Source organism: Bacillus sp. 179-C3.3 HS, assembly GCF_047229225.1.
Lineage (GTDB): Bacteria > Bacillota > Bacilli > Bacillales > Bacillaceae > Bacillus.
This window is the reverse complement of record NZ_JBFEFT010000003.1, coordinates 1-16,798: the sequence shown is the minus strand read 5'-3', so window position 1 is coordinate 16,798 and position 16,798 is coordinate 1. Positions and strand designations below refer to the sequence as shown.

The window sequence follows — 16,798 nt, the reverse complement described above, 5'->3', positions numbered from 1 at the left end:
TCATCAAAAAAACCGGACATTCGACATGTCCGGTTGATGATCTTATTAACCAAATACCTTTAAGAGCTCTTCTTGATCTTGAGAAAGCCAGAAACGCATTAAACGTTTTGCTCCTTCGAGGTCATGAAGCTTCGCCTGTCCGCATTGCTCTTCATTTGCTGCTGGGATCTCTGTGACTTCAACTGCATCCTTGAATGTTGCATCAAGCAGCTCAACAATTTCTTTTGGTGTTGGAGCACCGCTTACCACTAAATAATACCCCGTTTGACAACCCATTGGTGAAATATCAATGATATCAAAATGATTGTATTTCTCTGAGTGTGTTCTAATATTAAAAGCAAGTAAATGCTCTAAGGTGTGAATTGTATCAGGCTTCATTGCCTGTTTGTTTGGCTGACAAAAGCGAATATCAAATTTATTCACTTCGCCGTCTGAGCCTACCTTATGCACGCCGCAATGACGTACGTATGGCGCTTTTACTGCATTATGGTCAAGTTCAAAGCTTTCGACTGAAGGCATTATCACCACTCCTTTTTTCTACATTATAGCATATCTTTCCGAGTAGTTTAGTTGATAAAACTTCCCTTCCTTGTCCTTTTTTCTTATACTGTGAATGAAAGACAAGGAGGAACATGCATGAAACAGATTTTTATCGGCATCATTCGCTTTTATCAAAAATGGATTTCCCCCATTACACCGCCAAGCTGTCGGTTTTATCCGACGTGTTCAAACTATGGATTAGAAGCGATTAAAACACATGGCGCTTTAAAAGGCGGCTGGCTCACCATCAAACGGATCTTAAAATGCCATCCACTACACCCAGGCGGAGTGGACCTCGTCCCGCCTAAAAAGGAAAAATAAATTAGTTCGTTTTATATCCATTCACAACGACATCTAATTTTCCTGTACCAGGATCAATGACAAGTCCATGAACAGGCACATCAGCAGGAAGAAGCGGATGATTCTTGACAACACCTACACTGTCCTTCACGCTCTCTTCTACTGAACTGAAGCTTTTGAGCCATTGTTTAAAATCGATACCCGAGTACTCAAGGACTTCAATTCGTTTTTCTGGAATTCCGCGCTCAATGGCTTTGTCTAAAAGTGTTTTGCTGTCGATTTTACTCATTCCACAATCATGGTGACCAATCACATACACCTCTTCAGCATTTAGTTCATAAACAGCCACTAAAATGCTTCGCATAATACTACCAAATGGATGAGAAACAAGTGCACCAGCACTTTTGACAATTTTGATATCCCCATTTTTCATGTTCATTGCACGTGGCAGTAATTCTACAAGTCTTGTGTCCATACATGAAAGAATAACAGCCTTTTTCTCAGGAAATTTCGTTGTTGTGAACTCTTCGTATTTCTTCTCTTCAGTAAATTGTTGATTATATTCAATGATTTCATCTAAGAGTTTCATAAGTTTGTCCATTCCTTTTCTCTTTTTTTTAACAATAAATATAGCATAATGTTAGAAATTTCGTCACGTTTTGAACTGTTTTTTTAGATCAAACATCTGTTTTGAAGAGATTTTTTTTATTTTCCTCTTTTCAAATCGTAATTATTACGATACAATAACTCAGGACATTAAATCGGAATCATTTCTATCTAATAGGTTGAGAGGAGATATTTTCTAGTGAAAAAATTCTTTTTTATATTAACAACGGCTTTATTGTCAGTCGGCCTTGCTGCTTGCAGTGCGGGAACTACGGCTTCTAAAGGCAAGTCAGATGGGAAATTAACCATTTACACCACAATTTTTCCAATTCAAGATTTCACTGAAAAAATCGGCGGATCTTACGTCAATGCACAGAGCGTTTATCCAGCGAATGCAGATGCACATAGCTTTGAACCAAGTTCTAAAACCATGGTCGAAATGGCCGAAGGCGATGCCTTTATTTACAGCGGTTCAGGGGCTGAAGCATTCGCTGACAAAACAGCTACTACGTTAAAAGAACAAGGCGTCAAAACCGTCAAAGCGGCTGATGGCATCAAGCTTTTATCGACAAAAGAAGATCATGCACATGAGGAAGAAGGTCATGACCATGACCATGAAAGTGAAGAGCATAGCCACGAAGGTCACGATCATGGTGATCAAGACCCGCATGTATGGCTAGACCCTGTTTATGCACAGCAAATGGCAAAGAATATTAAAGACACGCTCGTTTCGTTAGATCCAGATCACAAAGAACAATACACAAAAAACTATGAAACACTTAAAAACGAGCTCGAATCCTTACACAAAGATTTCAAAACCACTTTAACAAATGCAAAGCATAAGGAAATTCTTGTTTCTCACGCGGCTTATGGATATTGGGAAAATCGCTATGACCTTGTGCAACTCAGTGTTCTTGGACTTTCCGCTTCAGAAGAACCGTCCCAAAAACAACTTGAGAACATTGTAAAACAGGCGGAAGAGCATGACATCCAATATGTTATTTTTGAAAATAACGTCAGCAGTAAGGTATCAGAAATTATTCGAAATGAGATCGGAGCAAAAAGCCTCACACTTAAAAACCTTGAATCTATTAGTGAAGATGATGCCAAAAAAGGTGAAAGCTACGTGAGTCTCATGAAACAAAATTTAAACACCTTAAAAACAGCATTAAATGATTAAACAATTAAACCCCGTGCACATGGCCGGGGTTTTTTCATTTCTTTACTTTTTAGAAGTCATTCGGCATTTGCATGCACTAGGATAGGCGCACTTGAACGATGTTGAAATGGTGCACTGATCATATCTGATATTTTTTCTTAAATAGCTCGGCTCTGCCGCCTTTTTCTCCGAACTTCTGTCGACCTGTATAAAAAGGATGCGTATCTGCGCTTGTTTCTACCTTAATGACAGGGTACGTTTTCCCATCTTCCCATTCTACTGTCTCATTCGATGTCTTTGTTGACCGACTCAAGAAACGATAGCCACTATTGACATCCATAAATACAACTTCATATGAGGTTGGGTGAATATGTCTTTTCATTGTCAAAAACTCCTTTCATAACACAAAACGTAACGATTACGTTTTGTGATTTTATTCTACTCTTCCTCACACCGATTGTCAAAAAACAAGCTTTCTTCATCAGGAAGAATAATCTAAAACTGGTGGAGAATAATAAACAGCAGAAAAAGAGATGTGATAAGAAAGGCGGAGAAGTAATTGACAGATCTCGTTTTAGCTAGAAGTTTGTTTGGCACCACCATGGGTTTTCATATTATTTATGCGACCCTAGGTGTCGGCATACCGCTCATGATTTTGTTGGCTGAACTCATCTTCCAAAAAACGAAAGACCCGCATTATGCCATCATGGCGAAGCGTTGGACGAAAGCACAAGCAGTTCTCTTAGGCGTAGCGATCCCAACAGGTACGATTGCCGGAACACAGCTTGCCTTACTGTGGCCAGGTTTTATGGAGGTCATTGGGAAAGTAATGTCCCTTCCATTTCAAATTGAAATCTATGCTTTTTTTATTGAAGCTTTATTTATGTCCATTTATGTTTACGCAGCAGATCGTCTATCACCAGCCATGCGGATCATTACTGTCATTTTTGTCGTCATTGGTGCGGCGGCTTCTGCGATCCTCATTACAAACGTACATGCTTTTGAAGGGACACCTGCCGGCTTCAAAATGGTCAATGGACAAATCACTGATATCGAACCTTGGAAAGCATTTTTCAATGCGAGCTTTGTTGTAACAGCTACACATGTGGTGCTATCTGCCTTTACAACAGGTGCATTCGTGATCGCTTCTGTGGCAGCCTATAAAATGCTGAAAACGAGACAAAATGAAAAGCTCTATGGCTTTCATCGAAAAGCCCTTTATCTCGGATTGATTGTAGGTGGACTTTTCTCATTTCTTACCGCTATCAATGGGCACGAATCCGCTCAGCTTCTACATGAATATCAGCCTGAAAAGTTGGCCGCAGCAGAAGGTTTATTTGAAACCCAATCACATGCCCCTCTCGCAATAGGGGGTTTTACAGATGCCGATACACAGGAAATCAAAGGAGCCATTGAGATCCCTTGGGCACTTAGTTTTCTAGCTGGGGATAGCTTTGATACGGTCGTTAAAGGATTAAATGATTTCCCTAGAGATGAATGGCCTCCTTTATTTGTTCACACGTTATTTAATGGGATGGTCATCATCGGATCCATGCTGATTTTCTTTGCGATGCTAGCCTTATTTTATCGGGTTATTTTAAAACGGAAACATTATCCGAAGTGGTTGCTTGTTCTCTACTTGTTTGGTGGTCCTCTTAGCCTTCTCAGCATTGAATTTGGTTGGATCTTTGCATGTACAGGCCGTCAACCATGGGTCATCTACCGTATGCTCAAAACATCAGAAGTGGTCACATCTTCAGGTTCTATCGGCACACTCTTTGTGCTCTTTACGATTGTCTATCTCATCTTAGGGATTGCAACCGTGATTGTACTAACGTACTACTTTAGAAAACATTCAATTGAAGAAGACCTACGAACATTAGAATCTTAAAAAGGAAGGATCTTGATGCAAATGGATATGACAACTGATGCACTTATTGCGATCACCATCTTATGGGGCTTTGTTTTTATCTATGCAGTGATGGCATCAATGGATTTTGGCGCAGGTTTTTGGTCAATGATTTATATGAATAAAGAGCACACAAAAGCTGCCAATATCGCAAATAAATATCTCTCCCCAACATGGGAAGTGACAAATGTGTTCATTGTGGCCATCGTCGTGGCACTGTTTAGCCTATTCCCAGGTGCCACCTTCGTACTTGGGACGGTTTTATTGATACCAGGAAGTATTATTTTATTACTGCTAGCCTTGCGAAGTGGGTTTCTTGTATTTTCACATTCATTACCTAGGAAATATCGGAAAGCTGTGACATACATTTCAGGGATTAGCGGATTTATTATTCCATCAATCCTCATTATGGTGCTTCCGATTACACATGGTGGATTTATCTCTCAGAATAATGGCGTTTACTCATTAGATCTCGGGCTCGTCTTTACAAGTGCAAATGTTTATTCATTCGTTGGCTTTGCCATCTTCAGCACGCTTTTCCTTTCTTCGATACTGTTAGCTGATTTTTCGAATGTTGCAGACGAAGATGAGGCGTACAACATTTATCGAAAAGGGGCGCTACTCTCAGGTCCACTTTCTCTGATGATGGCTTTTTTTATCATGCTGACCATGCGAAGCGAAGCAAATTGGCTTTTCTCAAACATGATGCAAGACATGCCGATTCTGCTTCTTTCTCTGCTAATGTTTTTGCTTGCAGGGGTCGCACTTTTTTTGCCAAACAGCCGTTTTAAACATCGAAAAGGAAAACCTCGTTTGGCTGTCGTCGCGATCACCATTCAGTATTTTCTAGCGAGCTATGTGTATGGACGATCACATTTACCTTATATGACGTATCCAGATATTACGATCATGTCTGGTTTTACAGACCCAGCCACATTTAGAGCACTATTTATTACGTACATCGTAGGGTTTATTATCTTATTTCCTGGGTTTTATTATTTCTGGAAATTATTTATGAAGGACAGGCGCTATATTCGTCAGGAAGATTAAATATTGAATGGACTACGGTCATTTCGGTTACATTATGAAGGAAAGACATACTCAGGTAGGAGGTCATCTATATGAGTCAAAAAATCCTTTGTGAAGTAAACAACTGCTCCTATTGGAATGCAGGAAACCGCTGCGGTGCAGATGCCATTTATGTTGTCAGCCACTCAGGAAACACAGCGGAAAAAAGTGAAGAAACTGACTGTAAAACGTTTAAACCACAAGACCTTTAAGTCTCGCTTTAAAGGAGGCGCTTCACTTTGAATCATGATCGACTGCTACAATCTTTTTTTGATGACATTCATGGGGCTGATGAAGCCACATTTCATCAGGCGGCTCACTCCTTTTTAAATCTTTGGGATTACGAATATGGTCATGTATCTGACATGCCAAATGAGATGCATCAGTATATTGGACAGCTTGCATATGATAGCGAGCTGATAGAAGAGTAAAAAAAGAGCGGTGATCCGCTCTTTTTTTGTTCAGACAGGAAGGAAAATCTTTCTCATACTGTACGTCATTTTCAATTTTGTTGCAAAAGAGCATAATTTCTTTTTCATTTCACAAAATCATGTTTTGTAAACACATCAATTTTATCAGAATAGGAACGAAGCGCCTGATAATCAACATCTACGCCTATCCCTGGTTGAGTTGGCACCTCAATAAAACCATTTTCAACCTTGATTTCAGGAAAAATGATATCCTGCTCCCAATATTTAGACGAAGCCGAAATATCACCTGGGATTGTAAATTGCGGGAGCGATGCTAGTGCGACATTCTGTGCCCGTGAAATACCCGTTTCAATCATTCCCCCACACCATAATGGAATTTGGTGTTCCTCACAAAAAGAATGGATCTTTAATGCTTCTGTCAGCCCTCCAACACGTGACGGCTTTACATTGATAATTTTACAACTCCCCAGTTCTACAGCTTTTCTGGCATCTTCTAACGAGCAAATACTCTCATCCAAACAAATAGACGTCTTTAAATGTTTCTGTAAATGGCGATGATCCACAATATCGTCAGCCGCCAATGGCTGTTCAATCATTAATAAACGAATCTCATCCAATTGCTTTAGTTTGCTTATATCCTTCAGTTCATAAGCAGAGTTGGCATCTGCCATTAAAGGTAGGTTTGGAAATCGCTCCCTAATTTTCTGTAAAAGTCCGATATCCTGCCCAGGCTTAATTTTGACCTTTACACGTTGATAGCCCTGTTCGACAAACTGCTGTATTTGCAACAACATATCATCTATTGGTCCTAAACTAACGACTACGCCAGAAGGAATTTTCGTCTTAGTACCACCTAATACGTCTCGTAACGGCTTATTCTCACGTTTCGCATAAAGATCCCAAACAGCTGCTTCAATCCCTGCTTTGGCCATTCTATTCCCTTTAAATTGATATAAGCTGTCTGGAATCTCTGAAGGGTGTGTAAATGATCGCGTCAACACATTGGGAATAAAGAACGCCCTTAGCATATGATAGCATGTCTCAATTGTTTCCTCTGTGTACCATGGAGAAGAGAACGCAGACACCTCTCCCCATCCCGTCAATCCTGTTTGATCCTTTACTTCAACGATAATAAATTCTCGGTTTGAGATCGTTCCTAGGCTTGTTGTAAATGGCTGCTTCAGCTTCATGGTGACATGATATAAGATCACTCGTTCAATTTGTATCATCTAAAAACTCCTTTGACCTTGAGTTTGTGCCTTTGTAATTTCTTCGATGCATTTCTCGGCAACTCATCTACAAAGTGAAACGCGGCTGGCCATTTATACTTGGCTAACTGCGACTGACATAAAGCAAATAGCTCATCAACCGGGATCTTCTCGTCCGTTACAAGAAAAGCAGCTGGTACCTCTCCCCATTTTTCATCATGTATTCCTGTCACTCCGGCTTCTTTTACGTAAGGATGTGTTAAAAGAACCGCTTCTATCTCAGCTGGATATATATTTTCGCCACCTGAAATAATTAAATCTGAACGCCGATCCAGGACAAATAAAAAGCCTTCTTCATCCACATACCCGATATCACCTGTTTTCAGCCAGCCTTCCTCAAAAGCAGCAGCCGTCTCTTCCTCACGATGAAGGTACCCTTTCATCACATTTGGACCTTTGACCATGATTTCACCATGTTCATAAGGACGGCATACCCGCTGACCATCTTGAATGTTCAGCTCACATCCAAACAGTGGCTTCCCAGCCGATCCAAGCTTTTCTTCACTAAACTCAGGCGCAAGTGTCACAATTTGTGAACAGGTTTCCGTCATCCCGTAAGATTGAAACACGGGAAATCCTTTTTGTTTGCTCTCCTTTAGCATTGTAAGCGGTGCAGGACCTCCCCCTAACAAAACACAACGCAAAGAGGACGGACATGCCTCTGACCTGCTTAATATACGGGATAGCATCGTTTGTACGACCGATATGATCGTCACACGATGTTGGCTTATGGACGCTTTGACCTCATCTACATCAAATTTTTGATGCAATACCACTGTCATCCCATAAATAACGGACTTACATAAGGCTGACAGACCACTTATATGAAAAAGGGGTAACGCGATGAGCCAGCGATCATCCTCTCTCAAGCCTAAATTCAGCGCAGAAGAGACCGCACTATGAAAATGATTGCCAAACGTTTGCTCAACCCCTTTAGGTCGTCCTGTCGTTCCAGATGTATACATGATGGTTGCTGTTTCATTTAAATCAAACTCTTTTATCAGTTGATCTGAATGAATTTGATGCGCTTCTGGTAACGTATCAATCGTATAAAAAGGTAAATCACCTTTATATGCTTTTGCAAACATGGGCTCTGTTAATAAAGCCACAGCGCCCGCATCTTCCAGCTGATATTGCCTTTCAGCATCCGTTAATTTATTGTTCAGTAACACAATTTTTACCCCAATTAAAAAACAAGCATGAACAAACATCACCATTTGAGGATGATTGTGCATCAAAAGAGCGACTGTCTGTCCTTTTTTGAGTGAAGCATGAGAAAGCCGTATCGCAAGCCGCTCTACTTCAATGGCTAATTCACGAAATGTCCACTCCTTGTCTCCATAAATTAACGCTACACGGTCTGGTGTTAAATCAGCACGGTGCAGCAGCCAATTAGGTTGTTTCATCATGGACACCTCCTCTCTTTTTCATAAAAGAAAACAGCTCAGGCGGGTGCACTAAGCTGTTTTCATCCATATCAATGAATCAAGGGAAACGCGGGAACTGACCGAAGTCTGGTTTTCTTTTTTCCTTAAAGGAATCGCGTCCTTCTTTTGCTTCATCTGTTGTGTAATAAAGAAGTGTCGCATCCCCTGCAAATTGCTGAATCCCAGCTAATCCATCAGTATCAGCATTAAATGCTGCCTTCAAGAATCGTAAAGCAGTCGGGCTCTTTTCGAGCATATCCTCACACCACTTCACTGTTTCTTCTTCAAGCTGCTCCAGTGGTACAACTGTGTTGACAAGTCCCATATCAAGCGCTTCTTGTGCATTGTATTGACGGCATAAGTACCAGATCTCTCTCGCTTTCTTATGTCCAACAATACGTGCAAGATAACCTGAGCCATAGCCTGCATCAAAGCTGCCTACTTTTGGTCCTGTTTGTCCAAAAATTGCATTGTCTGCTGCAATTGTCAAGTCACACACGACATGAAGCACATGACCGCCACCAATGGCATATCCTGCAACCATTGCAATCACTGGTTTTGGAATCACGCGAATGAGACGCTGTAAGTCTAATACGTTTAGACGTGGGATTTGATCGTCTCCTACATAGCCGCCATGACCACGTACTTTCTGATCTCCACCCGAGCAAAATGCTTTACCTCCAGCACCTGCAAGTACAATCACGCCAACTTGTGAATTGTCACGAGCACGTGAGAATGCATCAATTAATTCACTCACGGTTTTTGGTGTAAACGCGTTATGTACGTGCGGACGATTAATGGTAATCTTTGCAATTCCATTATACGTTTCATATAAAATTTCGTCATACTGACGCTCAGTTTGCCATTCAATAGCCATCCATATTTCCTCCTCTAATCTTGCCTTAAAATAAACTCACTTACTATTTTACCAAAAAAATGTGGTTGTTCCACATGAACTGTATGCCCAGCATCGTCTGCCAACACACATTGGCTGTTTATAAGCTCCTGTTGCATACGTTTGGCGATATGACAGAACTTCTCATCAAGCTTTCCACATATGAACAAAACAGGTTGTTTGATTTGTTTTAACGCGTGCCACATAGCAGGCTGTGAACCTGTTCCAATCCCTTCAAGACTTCGAGCTAAGCCGAGAGGATTGGCTTTTAACCTTTGTTCTCTCAATTGAGCGAGCTTGTCCTTAGGCAAGGTTTTTTGTGACGCAAATAACGGGATGTTCTCCCAAAAGTCCACAAACGCATGTAACCCTTCATGCCTCATTTTTTGAGCCAGCTGCTGATCATGCTTGAGCCTTGCCATCCGCTCCTTAAAAGATTGAAGTCCTGGGGACGTACTTTCAAGGATCAGTTTGTTTACACGCTCTGGATAGCGTGCGGCAAACGATAAAGCAATACGCCCTCCCATAGAATATCCGAGAATATTCAATTTGTGAAGATTTAACTGGTCTAATATTTCTGCAAGGTCTGCAAGCTGTTGGGACATTGCATATCTTCTCATACTTTGCGGTGAGTCTGTGTTGCCGTGTCCAAGTAAGCTCACCTGAATCATTCTTGTATGTTCCATATACGGTTTCAAAAATCCCCAGGAGGCTGCGCTCCCTGTAAAACCATGTAAACATAATGTGGCATTTGGGGCTGATTGATGCTGATCTAACACCTCGTACGCTACACCATCACGTGTTCTGATTATGAGTGAAGACATTCTTTTTTCACTTCTCCTAAAATCTCACCCATCATCTGACGGTGCTGACTCACCCGAGAATGCCTGTCAGTTTCAATTTCAATAAGATGTAGCCCCGGCTCTTTGATATGTGCCCTATACACATCATGTAATTCTTGCTTTGTTGCCGGCTTTGAATAGGTTCCCTCATATAACTTGGATACATACTCAAAATTTAACCCCGTCGGCGTACCGAAGAGTTTTTCATAATAAGGTTCATCAGATGCCTGAGGCAAGAAGGAGAAAATTCCCCCACCATCATTGTTTAATAAAATGACCGTAAGCGGGATCTGCATCAACTTTGCTGCCAAAAGGCCATTCATATCATGATAAAAAGAAAGGTCTCCGATGACCAAGGTGATCGGCTGCTTTAAAGCTTCATATGTGCCAAGTGCTGTTGAGACCACACCATCAATACCATTTGCTCCTCGATTCGCCATCATACGAAAAGGCGTTTCCTGCGTCTCGAAAAACGTATCCACATCACGAATTGGCATGCTATTGCCAATAAAAAGGACACTGTCCTTTGGCAAGAGGTTCTGAAGATGTCGATACACATTTCCCTCAAATGCAAGATTGTCAGCAGGGTAATGTGTCAAATGGGTTCGAAAGGATGCATTGACTCTCTGCCAACAACTTAAGTAATGTGTATCCTCAAGTTGATCCACTCTCTTCTGAATGTCATCTACAAAAGAAGGCACATGACTTTCAATAATAAATGATGCACTCAAGCCAGGATCTCGAAAACCTCCAGCAGCATCTACAACCACTTGTTTCACCTGAGGATGCTTTTCCAACCACTTGAAGAGTGGTTTAGAAACAGGCATCGGACCAAATCGAATGATGAGATCAGGCAATAGATGGTGTTGGATCTCTTCATCTTTTAATAAAGAGTCGTACGCATCTATCACATACCCTTTACTTTCATAGCCATTTCGCAATTGTGATAGCGGATCCGCTAATATAGGATAATGTAACGCTTTGGCTAAACGTAATACAGCTTCTTGCTCTTCCTTCGTATGTAGCTCACCAGCCACAATGAGTCCTCTTTTTGACTGATCAATGATGTCTGTTAGTTCAGACATGACATGGTGAGAAGGAATCGCTTGCCCCGCTCTCAATACCTTTTTCGTTTCTGTCTCTTCTCTATGAAAAGGATCAATTGACAAGTCTGGAAGCAACGGTTCGCGAAGCGGTACATTGACTTGAACAGGTCCTTTTGGCTCCTGCATGGCAATATGACCCGCACGAGCGGCAGCAGCCTGAACATACCGAAGCATCGTTTCACTATTTTCAGGTAATGCTAAGTCTGTGAACCATTTAACAAACTTACCGAATAAGAATTGCTGATCAATCGCTTGAGGTGCGCCTACCTCTCTCAATTCGTGCGGTCGATCAGCCGTTAATACAATAAGTGGTACCCGGGCATAATGTGCCTCAACAATAGCTGGATAAAAGTTAGCAGCTGCTGTACCAGATGTACAAATCAACAAGACGGGCTTTTGATTCGCTTTGGCAAGTCCGAGCGCAAAGAAAGCCGCAGAGCGCTCATCTACTAACACATGTACATTGATCTCTTGATGGGCAAGAGCCAGCATCGCAAGTGGCGTTGAGCGAGAACCTGGACAAACAACTGCCTCCTTCACTCCATGTTGTACAAATTCATCCATCATTCTGCCAATATAGGTTGTCATGATTTGATTATTCAATTTGAAAGACCTCCAAGTGCAGAGAGCATCGGTCTTAATTTCACTCGAGTCTCATCGTACTCTTTATTTGCAAGAGAATCCTCTACAATTCCGCATCCAGCAAACAAGCGCACACGGTTTTCTTCGATAAGACCAGACCGAATGGCGACAGCAAATTCCCCATTGTCCTGAGAATCAATCCAGCCCACTGGCGCTGCATACCACCCTCGTTTCAACGGTTCAATTTCACGAATGACTTCAACTGCTTTTTCCTTTGGATATCCGCCAAGTGCAGGCGTTGGATGAAGCTGATCAAGTAAGGAAAAAAGTGAACAACCGTTTTTGATGTTTCCAACAATCGGTGTAAATAAATGCTGAATATTTTTTGTTTTATACAAACTTGGTTGATGAGGCTTTTGCACATGATGACAATTTGCCTCAAATGCCTGTTCAATCATATTCACCACAATTTGATGTTCAATTAAATTCTTTTCATCATGAAGCAGTTCCTCACCTAATGCCTGATCTTCGATATCGCCTTTCCCCCGTTCAATTGAACCGGCTAAACAAGAAGAAAAGACGTCTTCACCGCTTTTTTTTACTAATCGTTCAGGTGTGGCACCAACAAATGCTTGCTTTCCCTGCTCGATCGCAAATACGTAACTTGTCGTTTGATGCTTTAATAATTCTCCTAATAACGGCGCCAGTTGAACTTGATCTTTATAATGAAGCAAGACTTCTCTTGCTAAAACAACCTTTTCATATTCATGATCACGAATGTGTGCGGTCGCATCATCGATCGCTTTCATCCATTCATCCACATTTAGCTCTTCCATATGAATCAGCTCAGCTTGTCCTTCAAATTGAACAGGTAATGCTTTAAAACGATCAGCTTTCATCTCTAAATCTTGAATGAGTTGATGAACATTCCCATCTACCTGTTTCCATTCATTGAACGTTAAGAACGTGCCTTCTTTTGACACAGTGAGCATGATACATGGGACAAAAAAATGAGCCTCACCGAAAGCTTCCCAGTGATGCGCTTTGTCTTCATACGGATCAAAAGAAAATCCCCCAAATAAAAGCGGACCAACGGCCGCTTGCTTTAACTCTTTTTCATCATGAATATGAAACATTTGCTGTTTCAACTGTTCCCATTCTTGATGGACTGTATCAAATCGTTCTGTCCCCTGCTCTGATGATTGAATGACGGCAGCTCTGCCGAGTCCAGAGAAAATCATTTGACTTTCTGGATCAGACCAAAAGAAACGCTCGCCGATAAAATCCGTTTCACCGCTTTGAAAAAAAGCAAGAGGATCCAGGTCGTCAACTCTTCTGGAGTAGCTTATCAAAACAGCATGGTTGACGTTATTCGCTTTTTCTAATGTCGCAAGCGCTTCCTGCCGGAAAGTACTTTGCACTGTTGTCACCATGATACATTCCTCCAAAATCCATGAAATAACATAAAAAATAAATCCTAATGAACAAATAAGTGAACATTCGAGTATATCGAATGACCTGCATTTCTATTATAAACCTTATCAAATGAACTTAGTAAAGAAAACAGCTTTTCAATCCGCGAATCCTTATTATATCACGCTTTCACTATTTTTTGGCTTCAGCTTTTTGAAACAAGAGCATCTACAGAATATTGGAACGTTTTGTCATGAAAGTGAGCTTTCTCTCGAGCTGGTAACGATTATAGAGATCTTTTTCGGGTTTCCTTCTTTCAATATATTGACACCTTTTCGAACTTTGCTAAACTGGAGTTTGGACGTGTACGTATTTTTCATTTAAAGGAGTATATTTTATGCAACATCATTCGATATCAGATCAGCTTTCACCAATTAAACCTGATAAAAACTGGCGGATTTGGTGGAATTTACTACGACCACATACTTTAACAGCGGCATTTATCCCTGTTACTTTAGGAACGGTTTTAGCACTTCCTACGGGTCAAATACATGTTGGTTTATTCTTAGCCATGCTATTTGCCTCTATGTTTATCCAAATCGCAACAAACATGTTTAATGAGTATTTTGACTATGCCCGCGGTTTAGACAATGAAAATTCCGTCGGCATCGGTGGTGCCATTGTCAGAAATGGGGTTAAACCGAAAACCGTACTTGGTCTCGCTTACGCATTATTCGCCCTTTCTTTATTGCTAGGGGTATATATTTGTATGATGTCTAGCTGGTGGATTGCACTCATTGGATTGATTTGTATGGCAGCAGGCTACTTCTACACTGGCGGACCTGTCCCAATTGCTTATACACCGTTTGGCGAAATTGTCTCGGGTGCTTTTATGGGATTAGGCATTATTTTAATTAGTTTCTATATCCAAACAGGAACACTCACTTCTACTCCAGTTCTCATTTCTTTGCCAATCTCCATATTGGTTGGGGCCATTTTACTTTCCAACAACATTCGAGATTTAGATGGGGATAAAGAAAATGGACGAAAAACCCTTGCGATCCTTGCTGGACGAAAAGCGGCGGTCAACATTTTACTTGCTATGTTTGTGATATCGTATGGACTCATTTTTGTTTATATCTTCACAGATATAGTTGGTCTTTGGAGTCTACTTGTATTACTTAGTTTGCCAAAAGCTTTTACGGCAATTAAAGAATTTAAACAAAAAGAAAAACCGATTGAATTGATGAATGCCATGAAGTCCACAGCTCAAACCAACACATTCTTCGGTTTCTTATTAACCATCGCATTGATTTTACAATTTTATCTCACGTAAAAGAAAACGTCTGCACTTGCAGGCGTTTTTTTACGTGGATTTGCTTCAATTTGGAACAAGTCTTACATCTAAAGATGCTCATACTAACACTATGATGGATATGAAAGGATGATCAATTTGTTATCAAAAGATGAATTACATCAATTGAAGCAACGTCTTCTAAATGAAAAGCAAGAGCTTGAAGCAAAAAGTCATGACGATGAACAGAAAGTATCGTTCCCATATGATTCAGTAGGGGATTTATCAGCGTATGATAACCACCCTGGAGATCAAGGAACAGAGCTTTTTGAGCGTGGTAAAGATATCGCATTAAACCAACTGACGCATGAACATGTATCAGACATCAATGAAGCACTCCAAGCAATCGAAGACGGCACATATGGCTTTTGCAAGGTATGTAAAGCCCCCATCCCTAAAGAACGATTAGAAGCGCTACCAACTGCCGTTACATGCATGGCCCATTCAAAAGAACAGACCGTTTCACAATCTCGTCCGATTGAAGAAGATATATTGAATCCACCATCAGGTAAATTTGAAAACGAAGATCAGGCTGCCTACGATGGAGAGGATGCGTATCAAGACGTGGAACGATACGGGAACTCTGATACCCCTTCCGATATGGAATATCCACCGCTCACATACGATGATGTGTATACCCAATCAGACGATGAAAAAGATGTAGAAGCGTATGAAGGCTTCGCAGCCGCTGACATCACCGGCAAAGCAAGCAAAATTTATCCGAACAAAGCTCATGAAGAGTATGAAGATGCATTAGATGAAGATGGTGTCATGGCGGTTTTTGGCGATTTAAAACCTTACGAAAAAGAACCTTATACAAAAGAAAATAAATAGTCCCCTCATATTGGGGGCTTTATGTTTATATTATGTAATAACTGGGAAATCAGTTAAAGAAAGAAATTGAATTGGAGGAGATGCTTTATGGCTAAAAAAAGTATCATTTGGGCGGTTATCGTCTTCATTATTACATACGGGCTGTTTTCAATCTCAGGCTTTCTGTTCCCTGTCGATAGAGAATGGTATGATGCTTTAAACAAACCAGAATGGACCCCTAGTGGAGGAGTCATTGGAGCAGTCTGGGCAGTCTTATTTGCTCTTATTTCGTTATCAGCAGCGATCATCTTTGCGAAGTTTGGATTTCAAAAAATCACCTTACCTTTTTGGATTCTCTTTATTTTAAACTACGTGTTCAACCAAGCTTATAGCTATTTTCAATTTTTCCAAAAGGATTTGTTTGCGGCGACCATTGACTGTTTACTCGTTGCACTGACTGCTCTCGCCCTTGCCATTATTTCAGGAAGACTCAGTAAGATCGTTCCTATCTTACTCATTCCTTATATTTTATGGGGATTTTTTGCAACGTACTTATCCTATACAATCTATTCCATGAATCTATAAAGAAAAGGCCGCTGAAATAGCGGCCTTTCACTTTTTTAACAACAAAAAAAGAGATCTATCACATAGACCTCTTTTAAGATGACCCGTACGGGATTCGAACCCGTGTTACCGCCGTGAAAGGGCGGTGTCTTAACCGCTTGACCAACGGGCCTTGATAATGGCGGAGAAGGAGGGATTTGAACCCTCGCGCCGCTTGCGCGACCTACACCCTTAGCAGGGGCGCCTCTTCAGCCACTTGAGTACTTCTCCATTTGGCTCCGCAGGTAGGATTCGAACCTACGACCGATCGGTTAACAGCCGATAGCTCTACCACTGAGCTACTGCGGAAGATCATGGTGGGCCTGAGTGGACTCGAACCACCGACCTCACGCTTATCAGGCGTGCGCTCTAACCAGCTGAGCTACAGGCCCATGAACGATATACAAATGGAGCGGGTGATGAGAATCGAACTCACGACATCAGCTTGGAAGGCTGAGGTTTTACCACTAAACTACACCCGC

General features: G+C 41.2%; 18 protein-coding genes and 5 tRNA genes. 9 read left to right on the top strand and 14 right to left on the bottom strand.

Features of this window, described 5'->3' with window-relative positions; all coding sequences use genetic code 11:
* Positions 1–45: 45 nt before the first annotated feature.
* Positions 46–519 carry an S-ribosylhomocysteine lyase gene (locus AB1K80_RS03170; RefSeq protein WP_412855169.1) on the bottom strand — a complete coding sequence of 158 codons (474 nt, stop codon included), beginning with the start codon at positions 517–519 and terminating at the stop codon, positions 46–48.
* A 117-nt stretch (positions 520–636) separates the two neighbouring features.
* Here AB1K80_RS03170 and yidD point away from each other — a divergent pair, with 117 nt between their 5' ends.
* Complete coding sequence (gene yidD / locus AB1K80_RS03165; protein WP_412855168.1) at positions 637–861, top strand: membrane protein insertion efficiency factor YidD; 225 nt, start codon at positions 637–639, stop codon at positions 859–861.
* Position 862: 1 nt separating this feature from the next.
* On the opposite strand, the gene AB1K80_RS03160 is transcribed toward yidD, so the two are convergent.
* On the bottom strand, positions 863–1,429 hold the full coding sequence (locus AB1K80_RS03160) for a beta-class carbonic anhydrase (RefSeq protein ID WP_412855329.1): 567 nt from the start codon (positions 1,427–1,429) through the stop codon (positions 863–865).
* A 216-nt stretch (positions 1,430–1,645) separates the two neighbouring features.
* Here AB1K80_RS03160 and AB1K80_RS03155 point away from each other — a divergent pair, with 216 nt between their 5' ends.
* Positions 1,646–2,626: a metal ABC transporter solute-binding protein, Zn/Mn family gene (locus AB1K80_RS03155; protein WP_412855167.1), complete on the top strand. Its 981-nt coding sequence runs from the start codon at positions 1,646–1,648 to the stop codon at positions 2,624–2,626.
* Positions 2,627–2,744: 118 nt separating this feature from the next.
* On the opposite strand, the gene AB1K80_RS03150 is transcribed toward AB1K80_RS03155, so the two are convergent.
* The gene (locus tag AB1K80_RS03150) at positions 2,745–2,987 is read right to left on the bottom strand and encodes a type B 50S ribosomal protein L31 (RefSeq protein ID WP_412855166.1); all 243 of its coding nucleotides are present in this window, start codon (positions 2,985–2,987) and stop codon (positions 2,745–2,747) included.
* 177 nt (positions 2,988–3,164) lie between these two features.
* Here AB1K80_RS03150 and AB1K80_RS03145 point away from each other — a divergent pair, with 177 nt between their 5' ends.
* The 4 genes from AB1K80_RS03145 to AB1K80_RS03130 all read left to right on the top strand — a co-directional run bounded on the left by AB1K80_RS03145 (position 3,165) and on the right by AB1K80_RS03130 (position 6,013).
* On the top strand, positions 3,165–4,496 hold the full coding sequence (locus AB1K80_RS03145) for a cytochrome ubiquinol oxidase subunit I (RefSeq protein ID WP_412855165.1): 1,332 nt from the start codon (positions 3,165–3,167) through the stop codon (positions 4,494–4,496).
* A gap of 21 nt (positions 4,497–4,517) precedes the next feature.
* Positions 4,518–5,564, top strand: coding sequence for a cytochrome d ubiquinol oxidase subunit II (locus AB1K80_RS03140; RefSeq protein WP_412855328.1), 1,047 nt, complete (start codon positions 4,518–4,520; stop codon positions 5,562–5,564).
* Positions 5,565–5,635: 71 nt separating this feature from the next.
* Positions 5,636–5,794: a DUF1540 domain-containing protein gene (locus tag AB1K80_RS03135; protein WP_412855164.1), complete on the top strand. Its 159-nt coding sequence runs from the start codon at positions 5,636–5,638 to the stop codon at positions 5,792–5,794.
* 27 nt (positions 5,795–5,821) lie between these two features.
* Positions 5,822–6,013: a hypothetical protein gene (locus AB1K80_RS03130; protein WP_412855163.1), complete on the top strand. Its 192-nt coding sequence runs from the start codon at positions 5,822–5,824 to the stop codon at positions 6,011–6,013.
* 104 nt (positions 6,014–6,117) lie between these two features.
* Here the strand turns inward: AB1K80_RS03130 and menC are convergent, their stop codons facing one another.
* The 6 genes from menC to AB1K80_RS03100 form a co-directional block, all read right to left on the bottom strand.
* Positions 6,118–7,242, bottom strand: a complete 1,125-nt coding sequence (gene menC, locus AB1K80_RS03125; RefSeq protein ID WP_412855162.1) for an o-succinylbenzoate synthase — start codon at positions 7,240–7,242, stop codon at positions 6,118–6,120.
* Positions 7,239–8,690 carry an o-succinylbenzoate--CoA ligase gene (locus AB1K80_RS03120; RefSeq protein WP_412855161.1) on the bottom strand — a complete coding sequence of 484 codons (1,452 nt, stop codon included), beginning with the start codon at positions 8,688–8,690 and terminating at the stop codon, positions 7,239–7,241. The genes menC and AB1K80_RS03120 overlap by 4 nt, the downstream gene beginning before the upstream one ends.
* Before the next feature lie 76 nt (positions 8,691–8,766).
* Complete coding sequence (menB, locus tag AB1K80_RS03115; protein ID WP_412855160.1) at positions 8,767–9,585, bottom strand: 1,4-dihydroxy-2-naphthoyl-CoA synthase; 819 nt, start codon at positions 9,583–9,585, stop codon at positions 8,767–8,769.
* Positions 9,586–9,599: 14 nt separating this feature from the next.
* On the bottom strand, positions 9,600–10,427 hold the full coding sequence (gene menH / locus AB1K80_RS03110; protein ID WP_412855159.1) for a 2-succinyl-6-hydroxy-2,4-cyclohexadiene-1-carboxylate synthase: 828 nt from the start codon (positions 10,425–10,427) through the stop codon (positions 9,600–9,602).
* Positions 10,412–12,154, bottom strand: coding sequence for a 2-succinyl-5-enolpyruvyl-6-hydroxy-3-cyclohexene-1-carboxylic-acid synthase (gene menD, locus AB1K80_RS03105; RefSeq protein WP_412855158.1), 1,743 nt, complete (start codon positions 12,152–12,154; stop codon positions 10,412–10,414). Before menD ends, menH begins: the two co-directional genes overlap by 16 nt.
* Entirely contained in the window at positions 12,151–13,566 is a 1,416-nt protein-coding gene (locus AB1K80_RS03100) for an isochorismate synthase (RefSeq protein ID WP_412855157.1), read from the bottom strand. Before AB1K80_RS03100 ends, menD begins: the two co-directional genes overlap by 4 nt.
* A 377-nt stretch (positions 13,567–13,943) precedes the next feature.
* Here AB1K80_RS03100 and AB1K80_RS03095 point away from each other — a divergent pair, with 377 nt between their 5' ends.
* The 3 genes from AB1K80_RS03095 to AB1K80_RS03085 all read left to right on the top strand — a co-directional run bounded on the left by AB1K80_RS03095 (position 13,944) and on the right by AB1K80_RS03085 (position 16,298).
* On the top strand, positions 13,944–14,882 hold the full coding sequence (locus AB1K80_RS03095; protein ID WP_412855156.1) for a 1,4-dihydroxy-2-naphthoate polyprenyltransferase: 939 nt from the start codon (positions 13,944–13,946) through the stop codon (positions 14,880–14,882).
* Positions 14,883–14,999: 117 nt separating this feature from the next.
* A complete protein-coding gene (locus tag AB1K80_RS03090; protein ID WP_412855155.1) occupies positions 15,000–15,734 on the top strand; it encodes a TraR/DksA C4-type zinc finger protein in 735 nt (244 codons plus the stop codon).
* Between the two features lie 87 nt (positions 15,735–15,821).
* On the top strand, positions 15,822–16,298 hold the full coding sequence (locus AB1K80_RS03085) for a TspO/MBR family protein (protein WP_412855154.1): 477 nt from the start codon (positions 15,822–15,824) through the stop codon (positions 16,296–16,298).
* 79 nt (positions 16,299–16,377) lie between these two features.
* On the opposite strand, the gene AB1K80_RS03080 is transcribed toward AB1K80_RS03085, so the two are convergent.
* From AB1K80_RS03080 to AB1K80_RS03060, 5 genes are all read right to left on the bottom strand, one after another.
* Positions 16,378–16,449 (bottom strand) — tRNA-Glu (locus AB1K80_RS03080).
* A 7-nt stretch (positions 16,450–16,456) separates the two neighbouring features.
* A tRNA-Ser gene (locus tag AB1K80_RS03075) sits at positions 16,457–16,547 on the bottom strand.
* Positions 16,548–16,550: 3 nt separating this feature from the next.
* Positions 16,551–16,625, bottom strand: a tRNA-Asn gene (locus AB1K80_RS03070).
* Between the two features lie 6 nt (positions 16,626–16,631).
* Positions 16,632–16,708 (bottom strand) — tRNA-Ile (locus AB1K80_RS03065).
* A gap of 16 nt (positions 16,709–16,724) precedes the next feature.
* Positions 16,725–16,798, bottom strand: a tRNA-Gly gene (locus AB1K80_RS03060).

Bases quoted from the DNA above. Each gene is read 5' to 3' on its own strand.
- AB1K80_RS03150 (WP_412855166.1), bottom strand. From the start codon at position 2,987: ATGAAAAGACATATTCACCCAACCTCATATGAAGTTGTATTTATGGAT.
- AB1K80_RS03120 (WP_412855161.1), bottom strand. From the start codon at position 8,690: ATGATGAAACAACCTAATTGGCTGCTGCACCGTGCTGATTTAACACCA.
- AB1K80_RS03170 (WP_412855169.1), bottom strand. From the start codon at position 519: ATGCCTTCAGTCGAAAGCTTTGAACTTGACCATAATGCAGTAAAAGCG.
- menH (WP_412855159.1), bottom strand. From the start codon at position 10,427: ATGTCTTCACTCATAATCAGAACACGTGATGGTGTAGCGTACGAGGTG.
- menB (WP_412855160.1), bottom strand. From the start codon at position 9,585: ATGGCTATTGAATGGCAAACTGAGCGTCAGTATGACGAAATTTTATAT.
- AB1K80_RS03160 (WP_412855329.1), bottom strand. From the start codon at position 1,429: ATGAAACTCTTAGATGAAATCATTGAATATAATCAACAATTTACTGAA.
- AB1K80_RS03140 (WP_412855328.1), top strand. From the start codon at position 4,518: ATGGATATGACAACTGATGCACTTATTGCGATCACCATCTTATGGGGC.
- AB1K80_RS03085 (WP_412855154.1), top strand. From the start codon at position 15,822: ATGGCTAAAAAAAGTATCATTTGGGCGGTTATCGTCTTCATTATTACA.
- yidD (WP_412855168.1), top strand. From the start codon at position 637: ATGAAACAGATTTTTATCGGCATCATTCGCTTTTATCAAAAATGGATT.
- AB1K80_RS03095 (WP_412855156.1), top strand. From the start codon at position 13,944: ATGCAACATCATTCGATATCAGATCAGCTTTCACCAATTAAACCTGAT.
- menC (WP_412855162.1), bottom strand. From the start codon at position 7,242: ATGATACAAATTGAACGAGTGATCTTATATCATGTCACCATGAAGCTG.
- AB1K80_RS03100 (WP_412855157.1), bottom strand. From the start codon at position 13,566: ATGGTGACAACAGTGCAAAGTACTTTCCGGCAGGAAGCGCTTGCGACA.
- AB1K80_RS03135 (WP_412855164.1), top strand. From the start codon at position 5,636: ATGAGTCAAAAAATCCTTTGTGAAGTAAACAACTGCTCCTATTGGAAT.